This window comes from Alkaliphilus transvaalensis ATCC 700919 (genome assembly GCF_000621485.1).
GTDB lineage: Bacteria > Bacillota > Clostridia > Peptostreptococcales > Natronincolaceae > Alkaliphilus > Alkaliphilus transvaalensis.
The window spans coordinates 38687-52795 of record NZ_JHYF01000002.1 but is presented as its reverse complement, the minus strand read 5'-3'; the positions used below and the strand labels follow the sequence as shown (position 1 = coordinate 52795).

The following is a 14109-nucleotide window of genomic DNA, read 5'->3' as shown; positions in this document are numbered from 1 at the left end:
CGTGGACATCCTTCCGATTCCCTGTCCATGTTGGCAATTCGCTGTTAGTCGACGTATTAGTCATCAGCCTGAGAACAACTTGGGTCCAACCCGAACCCTCTCACTACATTCAAATCAGTAGCAGATAAGCAACCACTATCATACAAATTCAAGTAATCTTGAGTCACGCTCTGGTCAAAGATTAACATATCATCACTATTAATTGTCACTCTTATACCATGATAAAACAATTCTTTAATCGGATGTTTCTCATAAGAGTTAACTCTGTTTAACATTACATTACTCGAAGGGCAAACATTAAGCTGGACATCATTATCTCTTAACCAGTGCATTACATCTCTAGATGTTACTGCAGAAATACCATGCTGTACTTCATCTAGCTCCAAATCATTGACACCTTTACGAATACTTTCAGCATCCCCAAATTCACCCAAATGTGCCTTAAGTATATATCCATTCCTCTTAGCTTTCCGATAAATATTCTTATAATTGGATACTGGCAACCTATCATCACCCACTAAATCTATAGACTTGAAGAAACCATAACTTAATACCTCTTCAAACATCTCTTCTACCGGTTCAATATTATCAGTACGCCCAAGGCAAAGTTCAGGTATGAAATTTATCTCAGGGGCAATAGAATGCTGAATGCTTTTCAGCTCTGCAAGATACTCCTCTATATTAGTAAAATGAATAGAATCTCCGATACCAAAACTTAGTGCTAACCTTGTCACTCCATCATTCTTAGCCTGTTTAAATGCCGACTTAACCCTGGAAATAAATCCTTCTCTTCCGGAAAACAGATACTTAACATTAGAATCATACCAATATTGCATCTCATCTAGACTTCTAAAATTTCTCTGTGGTAAATCTATGTCATTTAAGAAATCTCTTATATTGCCTCCACGTGTTGCATGATTGTGCAAATCAGATTTAGGTGTTCGCCTTAAAAATTCAAAATTTCTAACCTGTAATGCTTCAACAAACTCCATATTTCTCTACCCCCTACATCATGATTCATAACCAGATTAATATGTTGACTAACGTAATATTACCGCCCCCATATTCGTAAACCATACCCATCTAAAAGGTATTTGCGAACCTAGTGCTATTAATCTTCTTGATCTTTATAATTGTAAAAGAAAAACTTTCTCTACCTCTTTTTATCCTTTTCTTGATGTCCCTTTTTGTTACCTATATGCGACGCCATTTAAAACCTTTTTTCATATATTTTCATATAACTACTATTCTACGTGCTTCATTATCACACCTTTCTAAAGTGTTCGCCAAATTCCCTTAAAATTCGACAATTCTTATTAAATGTCTTACTATTTTTTTAGTAACAAAATAACCGACAGCGTCTTTGATCTGCTCCACCTTACAGTAAACAGTTTTTATTATTTTAACTGTCTACCATAAGGGGAGCATATCACTTTACCATCGGTTTTCTTTATTATCTTTATATTAATTGATCTACCAAGAGGTTCTTCATCAGTTTGTCTATCTTGTTTATCTTGTCTATCTTCTCTATCTTGTCTATTCGTTCATTAGTTTCTTAGAATTAATTTTATAGCAAAAAATACTTAAGTCATTAAAGAGAGCATTAAAAATATCTTAATTTTCAAACAAAAATAGCTTTTATAATTTCCCTCCTAATTAATGTTCTATAATTAATACAAGAGCCCTAGCAAAAGCGCTAGAGCCTATAATCTATAATCATTCTTGTTATCCCTTTAATGTATTCTGTAGCTGAAGTAAATCCTCTGGTAATGGTGCCCTTACCTCTACCCCATGTCGATATCTAGGTTGATAAAATTTAAGAAAAGCTGCATGTAGTGCCTGTCTATCTATTAACTTACCCTCTGGATCACCGTATAAGGTATCGCCAATAATGGGATGTCCAATATGGTTCATATGTACCCTAATCTGATGGGTTCTTCCTGTAAGTAATTCAACTTCTAACATTGAGGCATTATGGTACCTTTCTAATACTTTATATTTGGTAATTGACTGTTGTCCTCTAACATCAACCACCCGTTTAATTGAATCCTCTGTTGGTCTATAGATAGGTGCATCTATTGTCTCTTCATCTTTATCAACAACCCCTTCAACAAAGGTAATATATCTTTTTTCGACCTTGTCGGCTTGCATCTGTTCTGAAAGAACATGGTGGGCATAAGGGTTTTTAGCAATCACTAACAGTCCCGATGTATCCATATCTAATCTATTTACGAATCTTATTCTGTATTCTAAACCTTGCTTATGTAAATAATAAGTAGCAGCATTAGCGATTGTATAGTTAGGATGACTTTTAGTAGGATGAGAAACAATTCCTGGTCGTTTATTAATAACGATTACATCAACATCTTCATATACTACTTCAAAGGGAATCTCTTGAGGTAAGAATTGATTTGGCTCCTCTTTCATTAATACCTTAATATAGTCACCTTCCTTTACTTCCTCATGATATTTGACGTATTCATTATTAAGAAATACCATTTTTTCATGCTTTAATTTAGTAAGTAGGCGACTTGAAAAGTCCAGTTTAGTTTTTAGTACCTGTTTTACTGTTTTGCCTTCATCATCATTTTCAACTTGATAAACTAGTTTTATTTCTGTCTGTTGGTCTGCAACCAGCATTTCTTCACCTTCTTTCATATCATGCCTATTATATTATGAAAAGAAATATACATCAACTCTTTTATGATCTTTAAAGGATATTTTAGATTATAAAAGGAATTTAGCATCTAAATATAGAATTACTAAATCATTGGTGATGTATACAACAAAAATGAAATCCTAAAATTTAAAGTTGCAAATGTGAATAATAATCTGTATAATTTAGATTTATTATAATAAATTTAAATTAAATAGTTTAAAACTTCAACTTTTGATACATACATTAGATACAGAACATTATAAAACATATTTATAAAGGAGTAGTGCTTATGAGTAATAAAAAAATCATTTATATCGTCTATAATGAATCTAAATTTTCTATAGATACGGCTAGCTATGTTAAAAGAAAATTTGAAGAATTAGGGTACCATGTCTGCGAAGACTTCGACTATAATGCAGAATTAATTGTTTGCATAGGTGGCGATGGTTCTTTATTAAGAACACTACATAATCATCAATTTCCAGAAATACCAATAGTGGGAATAAATACCGGTCATCTAGGGTTTTTAGTTGAAATAAACCCTGACGAAATAGATAATTTCCTAGAAAAATATATTAACGGCGAATATTTTATTGAAGATGTTAACCCTATCGAGGGTGTCATCTGTACAAGAACTGATTGTATCAATACCTTTGCTGTTAATGAAATTGTTATTAAAGGAGATAAGTCTCGCACAATCCATTTAGACCTCTCAGTTAATGATCAACTGGTTCAGCGTTTTAGTGGTGATGGAATTCTTCTAGCCACTTCCACTGGAAGTACTGCTTATAATTATTCCATTGGCGGTTCTATTGTAGATCCTAGTCTAGATGTTATTCAAGTTAGTCCCTTGGCCCCTATCAATACTAATGCCTATCGGTCTTTTACATCTAGCATGATTTTACCTTCTAGTGCCACCATAAAGGTTAATCCAGAATATCGTTTCGAAGATTCGATTGTAATAGTAAGTGATGGAATGGAACACAGACACAGCAGTATTATTGAAGTATCATTAAAGCTATCAACCCTAAACATCAAGATGCTACGCTTAAAGGGTTTTGAGTTTTGGACCAAAGTCAAAAACAAATTTTTATAAACGAAGAAATTGCATAATATCATAACTCTGAATTTATTTTCGTTTCATCCAAAGATGAAAGCTGAGTCGTGCATTGTGAAAAGCAGATGGGCGAAATCTTAGATTTCGAGGCAGTCGCTTTGTTATAAACTTTAATACTAATTACAAATGTTTATAATATTGAACTGTTAGTATGAAAGTTTCTAACGTCATTTATATTACTCATTGAACTCTAAACAGCGAGGTTTTCATTTTGCATTAATATAAATATGCAATTTCATCAATTATAAGGACACTACTAATGAGTAGTGTCCTATCTATTTTACGCCTTTATTCTTTACGGTTTATTCCCTTTGGTTAGCAAATAAAATTACCCCTTCAATAAATTTTTTAACATTAATCTTACCACGATACTTTGATTTACCTTTTAAAAAATCCATCTCCATTCTAACCTCTTGAAAGTCAAAAAGAGTATTAGCATAGGTGTTAAAGGTAAGGTCTCCATAATCTTCTAGCCCTAAACTTGCTATGTTTCTTAGGGCCTTCCCTATTGCCCGCCGCACCCTTTGCTCTATTGCCTTTTCACTTGCATCCTCCAATCGCTTCTCTTCTCGATAAAGATCACTAAGCAGTTTATAAATTTCAGATGTTTTATATCTTGGTAACGTTTCCTTTGTTGCTATTCTATTATTTGCTAATATTGTAGCCATTTCTACAATGTCTTTGCTACCTGTCTCCCCTAAAATTCCTAGATGGGATAAATTTAATTTAATTCGCTCTTTTATACCTGCCGTATCTTCTTTCACATATATTTTATTCCCCTTCATATCCCCCAAGAGACTAAAGGCACTTTCTATATGTTTTAATGCTCTAGTCAGTTTATATTTTTCGATCACTTTTTTTAATATTGAGACAACTTCATTGACATTAATAGGTTTATTAATGAAGTATTCTATCCCTTCTTCATAGGCTTTAACCACCATATCTTTAGCACTTACTTGGGAAATCATAATAAATAATGGGCCTTCCTTTATTGTCTTAGCCGACGAAACTAACTCTATGCCATCAATAAAGGGTAGTAATAAGTCTATGATTACAATGTCTGGTTTTAACAAGAGAATATCCCTTAACCCTTCTTGTCCATTGTCACTTTCTCCTACGATATTTCCGATCTGTCTAGAAGTAATAATATCCTTTAAAATATGTCTAATACTTATATCATCATCAATTATGTAAATATTTAAGTCCATGTCCCCCGCCCCCTTAAACATTTTTTAATGGTATTGTAACTTTAAAGCATGTACCCTCTCCTTCTTTCGATTTAACAGATATTTCTCCATCTAATTTAGTTTTTACCAAATAAGCCACATGGGTTAGTCCAATTCCCGAACTCATTTTACCAGATAATTTATCAAATTTAGTTGAGTAGCCCGCCTCAAAAATTATTTCTATATTTTTTGAAGCGATGCCTGCTCCATCATCATCAACATAAATTTCAAGAAAATCATGGGAAGAATTAGCCGTTACTTTAATTAATCCTCTTTTTTCAATCGCTTCAATACCATTTGTTACTAAATTATTTATAATAGATATTAGTTCATATGATTCCTTTATGAAGATATTATTATTATAATTAAAATCAAGCAAAATTTGCTTGTCCATCTGTATAGAATAGTTGTCACAACTGTCTTTAACTAAATTTAAAAGTTCTTTAATATACATTCCTTTGTCGTTTTCCATATCTGGTAATACCTTTTCTAGACCTACAGATACCCTCAAATAGTCCTTTTTTATTTCATGGATGTCCTTTGCTATTGAAAGAGCTTGAAAGGATAAATTACCTAGATTAGGCTTTTCTTGAAGTTGATCTTTTGGTAGTTCCTTTAATTGCTGATAAAGCTGATAACTCTTCTCCATAGCATTTTCCATATCATCCATAGACTTTCTTAAAAAGAATACTTCTGACTTCAAGTTTGAAGTTAGTAAAATTAATTGTTTATACCTTTTCTCATGCTCTTCCTTCCTTAAAAACAGCTCATAATACCTAGTGCATTCCATTACTAAAACCGCCATAAAAGCCCTAAGGATACCTACAAAAAAAATAGTATTTATTCCTTGTAGATCAGTACCTTCTCTTCTGATCATTACCTCCACTATATTGGAAAGGCTGTCAGAAAAACTTAATACAAAAAGAGCGAGTAAAGCTTCTTTATGGTACTCTCTAAATCTTAAAAGACGTAAAAAGATACCAAAGGTCAAATAATATATTATCACAGGATAATGAATAATCATTAAATTAATTAGTGAAGATTCTGTAAATATTTTGGTTATCAAAACTCTAAAGCCAAATAAAAATATACCAGTAACTACAGCAGTTGGAATAATCTCTAGTTCTTTATACCAAAAAATTAACAGTGAAAAGGCTACTACACTTAAGGAAATACGAAAATCCGTAGAGAATGGATTAATAAAAATTTGCCCCATAAAACTTGTTACACAACAGATCAACAGTAATTTCTTTTTCTTCGTGTTAAAGTATTCCAATATTATATCACCCCGATAATAGATCATAGTTTTCATAATTAAGTTACCTAATCAAGACATAATTACCTCTATTATACAGGAATATGAGGAAATTTAAAATTTCCTCATTTATTTAGACAATTCATTAAAAATAAAATTTGCATTACCTTCAGCCCATACTCGATGTTGCTTATTATTCTTGTAGAATACTAATGCCCCATTTTCAGGCATCACTTTCCAAACACAATTATTTTTTTTATATTGACCACTTATTAAAAATTCTTCTAAGATCATAAAATTATCCTCAAAATCTTCTTCATAAAGGGTCCTTAACTGAATTTCTGGAGTTAAATGTTGAAAAGCATCTACCGCCATAGCCTTTAAAGCCCATTGTAATTCCTTCATTTTTGCAATCATCTTTAACATAAAAAACTTTTTTTTAGCAAAAATAAAAGTATTTATATCTTTTGTGGCATTAAATCCGTCCTCTAGCTTTTCAAATAACAGCTGATTAACTTCCGTCCATCCAATCTCCTTCATTTTATCTCTAACTATTTTAATCAATTCAGTTTCGCTAATTTTGTTTATTTCATCCACAAGTTCCTTTTCGTCATAACTATCGTAATCTATGGCATTCATAGCCAGGTCAGCAAATATTTCATTATTGACCCATATCCATTCCTCTTTATTAAAATCTAATCCAAATAACTTTTCTAGATTGCAGTCTTTTATAGCTTCTGTTAAGATAAGATTAATTTTAATCACCCTCTTTATATTTGATTATCATTATATTAAAAAAGAAATACTAACACAAGAAGAATCTTTACTTAAGAGTATTTCTTTATACTATTTCTATGAATTAACTCATCACTTCATAACCCGTAGTGTTTAATTCTTTAGATGCCAACAAACCTAAAACTAATTTCGGATATTTTCATTAAGGTAAAAACATATTTTTCTTATGTATTATAAGATATTATTACTTTAACTATTCATAGCTTAAAGGAGGTAAAGGAGATGAAAGATCACAACTTTATAGGTGTAGGGGGCCTTCTATACCACCAAAAAAAATATTTATTAGTTAAGCATTCCTACGGAGAATATGATCAACAATGGATTATCCCAGGTGGATTTGTAAAAAACGGAGAACATCCTAGTGATGCTGTTAAGCGGGAATTATTTGAGGAAACCAGCGTTATTGCATCAACTAAAGATCTTGTTGCAGTAAGAACACGTCAAAGAAGTGATCAATGTGTTGATTGTTATTTAATTTTTACTATGGAATATCTTTCTGGCCATCCCACATCTGATGGATATGAAAATTCTGCAGCTGAATTTTTTACTTACGAGGAGGTTATGGCTTTACCTAACTTGATTCCTTTATCAAAACTCATTATCGAAAAACATCAAAAAGGAGAGTTACAATCTTTTAAGAGAGTTACTGATATAGATCCCTACATAGAAGAACATACATTTCTTAACCTATTCATATGAAAGAGGAAGTTCCCTACAATATAAAACAATTTCTTCATCACAATAAGAAACCCAACGGAATTTAATTAAAGCCCGTTGGGTTTTTCATTATTACAACTTCATATAACTCATATAATATTTCTATTAACTATTTTGATCCTGCTATTTTATTTACTAATAATGCAATTGCTCCATCACCAGTAACGTTTGCTGCTGTTCCTAAACTATCTTGAGCTACGTAAATAGCCATCATAATAGCTAATTGAGCTTCATTAAATCCTAACATGGTTCCTAATAGACCATAGGCCGCCATAATTGCTCCTCCTGGCACCCCTGGGGCAGCAACCATCGTAACCCCTAACATCATAACAAATGGTAAAATTTCGCCAATTCCTGCGGTTTGTCCACTCATCATTAAAACTGCTAAGGCACATAAGGTAAGTGTAATTGTACTACCTGCTAAGTGGATTGTTGCACAAAGAGGTACAGCAAAGTCAGCAACCTCATCTGAAACTCCATTTAACTTAGTTTGTCTAACTGTAACAGGAATTGTTGCAGCTGAAGATTGTGTTCCAATAGCTGTTAAATAAGCTGGAACCATATTTTTTAATGCTGCAAAAGGGTTTTTGCCAGTATAAGTTCCCGCTATCAGATATTGAAGAACAATATATACAATATGTACTGCAAATACAAGAATTACTACTCTTCCAAAAACACTAAGGGTTTCAACAACATCACCTTGGAATGCCATTCTTGCGAATATCCCAGCAATGTATACAGGTAATAATGGAATAATAATGTTTTGAATTACCTTATTAATAATTTCTTGGAATTCCTTCATAAAGTTAAGCATTGTATTTCCTTTAATTGCAGCCATCCCTAAACCAAATACAAAGGCTGTTACTAGGGCTGACATGACACCCATAATGGCAGGTATTGCAATTTCGAAATATGGCTCTACAGAAACACCAGAACTAGCTACTTCACCTGCAGTAATGATAGAAGGTAAAATTGTAGCTGCTGCTAAATAAGCAAGAATACCAGCTAACACAGTTGATGCATAGGCTATTAATGCTGTAATACCTAAAAGTCTACCCGCTTTAACTCCTAAATCTGCAATCCCTGGTGCTACGAATCCAATAATCAACAATGGTATGATGAATCCTAAAAAGCCTCCGAAGATGCCTGTAAAGGTTACCAATAACCTTGTTAAAAACTCAACCCCTGTAGATCCAATAATAATTCCTAAAATAATCCCAATTACCAACCTAGGCAATAAACCTAAATTTTTCATACTTGTCCTCCTCCAATTCATATTATTACTAATGATGGTTAATAATTTAAATAATTGTATTATATTTATTCAATTAACTCAACATTTATAAACACATTTTTATATCAAAAAAAAACAATATATATCTAAGTTACTTCTACTGAAGATTTTATACTAAAAATCATGATATTAAACAGCTTTTTTAAAAATTTTCATTTTTTTTGTTTCATTTTAACTAATTAATCAATATAGAAAATTATATCATATCTACATCTATGAATTTATATTCACTACAATTTAATAAGAAAACTTCAATGACCAGCATAAAAACTAGAGAATTAGTCTAGTTGTATATATCTTAATATTTTAATTATTTTAAATGTTTTATATTAATACAAATCTATAATAATTATGCAGTTTGCCCAAAAACAAACTGTAATTAATTCTAGAAAAGTTAAATAAATATAAATATTTAAATAATTTAGTTTTATTTGTTTACCGATTCATTGTATAATAAACTTATATCATTTTATCTTCTATTATTAACTTAAGGAGGAATCCTTATGCATTCGCAAATACATTCCATTGCTCTAGATTCTTCTAAATGTGTAGGTTGTACAAATTGCTTAAAAAAATGTCCTACAGAGGCAATTCGTATTAAATCTGGCCACTCTAAAATTGTAAAGGAACGCTGTATTAACTGTGGTCAATGCATCCATGCTTGTCCTCGTCGTGCCCGATATGGTGTTACAAACTCTTTAGAGAGTCTTTCAAAATTTAAATATAATATTGCTTTAGTAGACCCTGTTCTTTATGGTCAATTTCATGACTCTTTTACGCCGCCTCAAATTCTTAATAATATTTTGTCCTTAGGCTTTAATCGTTTTTTTGAAATTTCTCGAGCAGCCGATCTAATTACTGAATTCACAAAGGAGTATTTAGAAAACCATGATAATTATCCAGTTATTTCATCATCATGTCCAACAATTGTTCGTCTCATTCAAATCCGTTTTCCAGAATTGATTGATCATATCTTACCAATTGATTCTCCAGTTGAAATATCTGCTTATTTAGCACGTAAAAAAGTGATGGATTCCTTAGGTTATGCAGAAGCTGATGTTGGAGTCTTCTATATTTCACCTTGCCCTGCAAGAAGCTTTAGCTTTCAGAAACCTGTAGGCATCAAAAAATCTCGTATTAGTGGAACTTTTTCGGTTCAATCTATTTTTCTTGAAATCAGTAAAAATTTCAATAAAAACGAAGCCTACCACCCAGACTTTTATCCTTCCTATAAGGGGATTGGCTGGGCAAAGTCAGGGGGACAAAGTAAATCTTTAAATATAAGCAATTTTCTTTCAGTTGATGGAATAGAAAACGTTATCAGTGTTTTAGAAGAAATCGAGTATCATAAAATTAAAGATGTTAGCTTTGTTGAATGTCATGCCTGTACTAACGGTTGTATCGGGGGTAGTCTTAATATCGAGAATTCCTTTGTTGCTAGAAATAGAATTAGAAAACTAATTGATCTTCATTGTGGTGTAAAAGTAAAAATACCTCAGTTTTCCCATGAAGACTTTCGTTTAACCGAATCATTAAAACCCCTTCAAGTCACCCAACTTGATGAAAACATTTCTACTGCCATACAAAAAATGCAGCAAATTGAGGCTGTCTTAGGTACTCTGCCAAATATTGATTGTGGTGCATGTGGTTCCCCCTCCTGCCGTGCTTTAGCAGAAGATATTGTTTTAGGGTTCTCAAATAAGAAAGATTGTATTGTAATCTTAAAAAATCAAATTAATTCTTCAGAATAGTTCTGCTTTAAGTATTCCTTCAGTTAAAAATATCCATTTAAATAAAAAATAGCTATAGCAAGGTAAATTTATGTATTCGATAAATTTACCTTGCTATTTTTTAAATTAAAAACTTAAAAATAAATATCCCAAACATAAAAAAACTACCTATTAAGGGTAGTTATAATTAATTGGTGAGGATAATTGGACTCGAACCAACGACCTCTACGATGTCAACGTAGCGCTCTAACCAGCTGAGCTATATCCTCAGAATGTAATATTAATATAGCACTAATTACAGATAATTACAAGATTAAATTATTATATTTAATTTTTTTATTAAAGTTTCACTTATTTATTTCATATCTATTAATAGAATGGTTATTTTTGTCATTCAATATCCATTATTGAAATGATAAGCCTTTTAACATCATTTAATGTTTATAAACATTTTTATTTGTTTTAGGGTTGAAGTAGTGGGTAGATTATAACTAAATTTCATTTCCTAAGGGGGACAGTACAAATGGGAGCAATATTTAACATTTCATTTATGAAACAACCAATTATGAGAAAGTTACTGTTCAGTTTAACGCCTATTTTGTTAGGAACCATCTATTATTTCGGCTGGAGATCAATGGTTTTGATAGGTGTTGTAACTGCATTTGGTGTTCTAACAGAATACCTATTTAAAAGAAACAGCAAAAAACCCGTTACCGAGGCAGTCATCGTTACAAGTGTTTTATTTGCCTTAACATTACCAGCATCAACACCTTTTTGGGTTGCTATCATCGGTATTGTATTTGGGGTAGCCTTTGCTAAAGAAGTTTTTGGTGGTTACGGTTTTAATGTATTTAATCCTGCATTAGCAGCCCGTACCTTTCTGTACATCTGTTTTCCAGAATATCTAACCATTAGATGGAATGCTGTATCAACGGGTTTTCCAGGTGGTTTCATTAGATATACAACCCCAATTATCGAGACAGTAAGTAGATCCACCCCACTTTTGATGCTACGACAAGCAGGTGAAAGGTTGCCTCTACAACAACTTTTTTGGGGAAATACTTCGGGTTCAATGGGAGAAACAAGCGCACTATTAATCATTATTTCTGCAATCATTCTTCTTAAAACTAAAACAGCTGACTGGAAGTTAATGGCCTCACCAATTATTGGATTTGTAGCTATGGCAACATTAGCATCATTCTTAAACCCATCAGCTCCTGGTCCGTTATTTGGTCTATTTTCTGGAGGCTTCTTATTACTTTCTGTATTCTTTGTTACAGAACCAATTACAGCTCCAAAGACCACCAGTGGTAAGTGGATTTATGGTGTCTTAATCGGTGTTATTACCGCTCTTATTCGTAGTTTTGGTATTTTTGTTGAGGGTGCAATGTTTGCTGTCTTAATCATGAACACCTTTGTACCAATTCTTGACGAAGGAATCAAACATCTTAAAGCAAGACAAAAAAGAAAGCAGGTGACGGCATGAAAAAATTCAACTATAATTCTATCCTTTTCATGATTGTTATTTCTGTGGTTTTCACAGGTTCTTTAGCACTTATAAACGAAGCGACTAAAGATGCAGTGGCACTAAATGATGAGCTAAGGGAGCATAAGTCTTTACTCTATGTAGCCGATATCCCTTTCAACAATAAAACAGCTGTAGAGGTCAGTAATATCTTTCAAAATAATGTAAAAAAAGTGAATTTTAATGGACTTGTCTATTACGAAGGATACCAAGAAGATGTTTTAGTAAGCTACATCTTCCCTATTGAAGGAGATGCTGTATGGGGACACCTAAAGGGTTTTATTAGTCTAAGTACTGACTTAACAGAAATATTGGGGGTAGATTTTTTATCCCACAGCGAAACTCCGGGTTTAGGGGGGCGAATTGATGAACTAAGTTATAAAGAACAATTTAGAGGAATCGAAATTGACCCTAACCGTGAAGACGGAAACTATATTATTTATAGACCAAACCCAGATGGACAAGTAGATTCAATATCTGGTGCTACTGGTACCTCCAATGCAGTAAGAAGAATTCTTAATGAAAATCTACAAGCTATCATAAAGGGAATGGAGGGGAAAATATAATATGATCAAACTTAAAGAAATTAAAAACATCTTTACTATGGGTTTAATCAAAGATAATCCGGTCTATCGACAAATCCTTGGTATATGTTCTGCTTTAGCAGTAACAAACCTAATGCTAAACTCTCTAGTTATGGGGATTGGTTTAATCTTTGTTGCATCCTTTTCAAGTTTAACAGTTTCAATTATTAGAAGATATACGCCTAAACATATTCGGATGATGGTTCAAACCCTTATCATATCTGCCTATGTTATTATAGTAGACATTGTTCTAAAGGCTTATTTCCCAACCATGAGTGACGCCTTAGGCCCTTATGTTGGATTAATTATTACCAATTGTATTATCATGGGTAGATGCGAATCCTTTGCCCAAAAGAATCCACCAATTGCTTCTTTCTTTGATGGAATCGCCTCAGGTTTAGGATATACTTTTGTACTTTTATCCGTAGCATTTTTCAGAGAATTTTTAGGTTTTGGAACGCTATTTGGTATTTCAGTTGTAGGAGATTGGTGGGTAAATTGGATCTTTATGATTATGCCTCCTGGAGCCTTTTTCATGATGGCCATACTAATTTGGGTTGCCAACTCATTCTCATCTGTTAAAGAAGAATCTACAGTAACTGGAGGTGGACACTAATGCCAGAAATTAATCCAATCGTTATATTATTTGCTTCAATTTTTACAAGTAACATGGTTTTAGCAAACTTTTTAGGTATGTGTTCCTTCATCGCCGTTTCCAAAGAAATTAAAACCTCAATTGGTCTTGGTCAGGCGGTAACCTTTGTTTTAACAGGAACAACCATTATTAATTACTTTATCTATCACTATATTCTTATTCCGTTTGGACTAGAATATTTAAGATTTATCGTCTTTATTATTACAATTGCTGCCTTTGTTCAATTGGTAGAGATGATTATTGAACGTTATTTGCCAAGCCTTTATTATTCTTTAGGGATTTTCCTCCCTCTAATCACTGTAAATTGTGCAATTCTAGGGGTATCACTATTTATGGTTATCAGAGATTACAGCTTCATTCAATCCCTTAGCTTCGGTCTTGGTTCTGGACTTGGTTGGGCTCTAGCAATACTAGCAATGTCAGGCATCCGTAAAAAACTTGAGAGAGCACCAATACCTAAAGGTCTTCAAGGGCCTGGTATTACCCTAATTATAACAGGATTAATGGCGCTTGCCTTTATCGGGTTTTCAGGAATCGTAAGAATACAATAGA

Annotated in this window: 13 protein-coding genes and 1 tRNA gene; 7 read left to right on the top strand and 7 right to left on the bottom strand. The window is 32.6% G+C overall.

Going from position 1 to position 14109, the window contains the following annotated elements; genetic code table 11:
- Nucleotides 1-56: 56 nt before the first annotated feature.
- Together T335_RS0102520 and T335_RS0102515 are read right to left on the bottom strand one after the other, a co-directional pair.
- Entirely contained in the window at nucleotides 57-992 is a 936-nt protein-coding gene (locus tag T335_RS0102520) for an amidohydrolase family protein (RefSeq protein WP_026476137.1), read from the bottom strand.
- Nucleotides 993-1725: 733 nt separating this feature from the next.
- A complete protein-coding gene (locus T335_RS0102515; RefSeq protein ID WP_242837236.1) occupies nucleotides 1726-2658 on the bottom strand; it encodes an RluA family pseudouridine synthase in 933 nt (310 codons plus the stop codon).
- A gap of 290 nt (nucleotides 2659-2948) precedes the next feature.
- Between T335_RS0102515 and T335_RS0102510 the strand changes: the two genes are divergently transcribed.
- Nucleotides 2949-3755 carry an NAD(+)/NADH kinase gene (locus T335_RS0102510; RefSeq protein WP_026476135.1) on the top strand — a complete coding sequence of 269 codons (807 nt, stop codon included), beginning with the start codon at nucleotides 2949-2951 and terminating at the stop codon, nucleotides 3753-3755.
- A gap of 323 nt (nucleotides 3756-4078) precedes the next feature.
- Here the strand turns inward: T335_RS0102510 and T335_RS0102505 are convergent, their stop codons facing one another.
- From T335_RS0102505 to T335_RS0102495, 3 genes are all read right to left on the bottom strand, one after another.
- Nucleotides 4079-4984, bottom strand: a complete 906-nt coding sequence (locus T335_RS0102505; protein WP_026476134.1) for a response regulator — start codon at nucleotides 4982-4984, stop codon at nucleotides 4079-4081.
- A gap of 13 nt (nucleotides 4985-4997) precedes the next feature.
- Nucleotides 4998-6278 carry a sensor histidine kinase gene (locus T335_RS0102500; protein WP_034327552.1) on the bottom strand — a complete coding sequence of 427 codons (1281 nt, stop codon included), beginning with the start codon at nucleotides 6276-6278 and terminating at the stop codon, nucleotides 4998-5000.
- 108 nt (nucleotides 6279-6386) lie between these two features.
- The gene (locus tag T335_RS0102495) at nucleotides 6387-7022 is read right to left on the bottom strand and encodes a hypothetical protein (RefSeq protein ID WP_026476132.1); all 636 of its coding nucleotides are present in this window, start codon (nucleotides 7020-7022) and stop codon (nucleotides 6387-6389) included.
- A gap of 252 nt (nucleotides 7023-7274) precedes the next feature.
- Here T335_RS0102495 and T335_RS19665 point away from each other — a divergent pair, with 252 nt between their 5' ends.
- Complete coding sequence (locus T335_RS19665; protein WP_051569096.1) at nucleotides 7275-7751, top strand: NUDIX domain-containing protein; 477 nt, start codon at nucleotides 7275-7277, stop codon at nucleotides 7749-7751.
- A 127-nt stretch (nucleotides 7752-7878) separates the two neighbouring features.
- Here T335_RS19665 and T335_RS0102485 read toward each other — a convergent pair whose 3' ends face one another.
- Complete coding sequence (locus tag T335_RS0102485; RefSeq protein ID WP_026476131.1) at nucleotides 7879-9024, bottom strand: dicarboxylate/amino acid:cation symporter; 1146 nt, start codon at nucleotides 9022-9024, stop codon at nucleotides 7879-7881.
- A gap of 542 nt (nucleotides 9025-9566) precedes the next feature.
- Here T335_RS0102485 and T335_RS19660 point away from each other — a divergent pair.
- Complete coding sequence (locus tag T335_RS19660) at nucleotides 9567-10814, top strand: [Fe-Fe] hydrogenase large subunit C-terminal domain-containing protein (RefSeq protein ID WP_034327550.1); 1248 nt, start codon at nucleotides 9567-9569, stop codon at nucleotides 10812-10814.
- A 171-nt stretch (nucleotides 10815-10985) separates the two neighbouring features.
- Here the strand turns inward: T335_RS19660 and T335_RS0102475 are convergent.
- Nucleotides 10986-11062, bottom strand: a tRNA-Val gene (locus T335_RS0102475).
- Nucleotides 11063-11316: 254 nt separating this feature from the next.
- Between T335_RS0102475 and T335_RS0102470 the strand changes: the two genes are divergently transcribed.
- From T335_RS0102470 to T335_RS0102455, 4 genes are read left to right on the top strand one after another with little or no spacing between them, the layout of a single operon-like run.
- The gene (locus tag T335_RS0102470) at nucleotides 11317-12279 is read left to right on the top strand and encodes an RnfABCDGE type electron transport complex subunit D (protein ID WP_026476130.1); all 963 of its coding nucleotides are present in this window, start codon (nucleotides 11317-11319) and stop codon (nucleotides 12277-12279) included.
- Nucleotides 12276-12884 (top strand): FMN-binding protein, encoded by a 609-nt coding sequence (locus T335_RS0102465; RefSeq protein WP_026476129.1) that lies wholly within the window; start codon nucleotides 12276-12278, stop codon nucleotides 12882-12884. Before T335_RS0102470 ends, T335_RS0102465 begins: the two co-directional genes overlap by 4 nt.
- 1 nt (nucleotide 12885) lies before the next feature.
- Nucleotides 12886-13518 carry an NADH:ubiquinone reductase (Na(+)-transporting) subunit D gene (locus tag T335_RS0102460; RefSeq protein ID WP_034327547.1) on the top strand — a complete coding sequence of 211 codons (633 nt, stop codon included), beginning with the start codon at nucleotides 12886-12888 and terminating at the stop codon, nucleotides 13516-13518.
- Nucleotides 13518-14108: an NADH:ubiquinone reductase (Na(+)-transporting) subunit E gene (locus T335_RS0102455; protein WP_026476127.1), complete on the top strand. Its 591-nt coding sequence runs from the start codon at nucleotides 13518-13520 to the stop codon at nucleotides 14106-14108. The genes T335_RS0102460 and T335_RS0102455 overlap by 1 nt, the downstream gene beginning before the upstream one ends.
- Nucleotide 14109: the final 1 nt, after the last annotated feature.

Coding starts and splice junctions, on each gene's coding strand:
- T335_RS0102520 (WP_026476137.1), bottom strand. CDS start 992: ATGGAGTTTGTTGAAGCATTACAGGTTAGAAATTTTGAATTTTTAAGG.
- T335_RS0102465 (WP_026476129.1), top strand. CDS start 12,276: ATGAAAAAATTCAACTATAATTCTATCCTTTTCATGATTGTTATTTCT.
- T335_RS0102485 (WP_026476131.1), bottom strand. CDS start 9,024: ATGAAAAATTTAGGTTTATTGCCTAGGTTGGTAATTGGGATTATTTTA.
- T335_RS0102510 (WP_026476135.1), top strand. CDS start 2,949: ATGAGTAATAAAAAAATCATTTATATCGTCTATAATGAATCTAAATTT.
- T335_RS19665 (WP_051569096.1), top strand. CDS start 7,275: ATGAAAGATCACAACTTTATAGGTGTAGGGGGCCTTCTATACCACCAA.
- T335_RS0102470 (WP_026476130.1), top strand. CDS start 11,317: ATGGGAGCAATATTTAACATTTCATTTATGAAACAACCAATTATGAGA.
- T335_RS0102460 (WP_034327547.1), top strand. CDS start 12,886: ATGATCAAACTTAAAGAAATTAAAAACATCTTTACTATGGGTTTAATC.
- T335_RS19660 (WP_034327550.1), top strand. CDS start 9,567: ATGCATTCGCAAATACATTCCATTGCTCTAGATTCTTCTAAATGTGTA.
- T335_RS0102505 (WP_026476134.1), bottom strand. CDS start 4,984: ATGGACTTAAATATTTACATAATTGATGATGATATAAGTATTAGACAT.
- T335_RS0102455 (WP_026476127.1), top strand. CDS start 13,518: ATGCCAGAAATTAATCCAATCGTTATATTATTTGCTTCAATTTTTACA.
- T335_RS0102515 (WP_242837236.1), bottom strand. CDS start 2,658: ATGAAAGAAGGTGAAGAAATGCTGGTTGCAGACCAACAGACAGAAATA.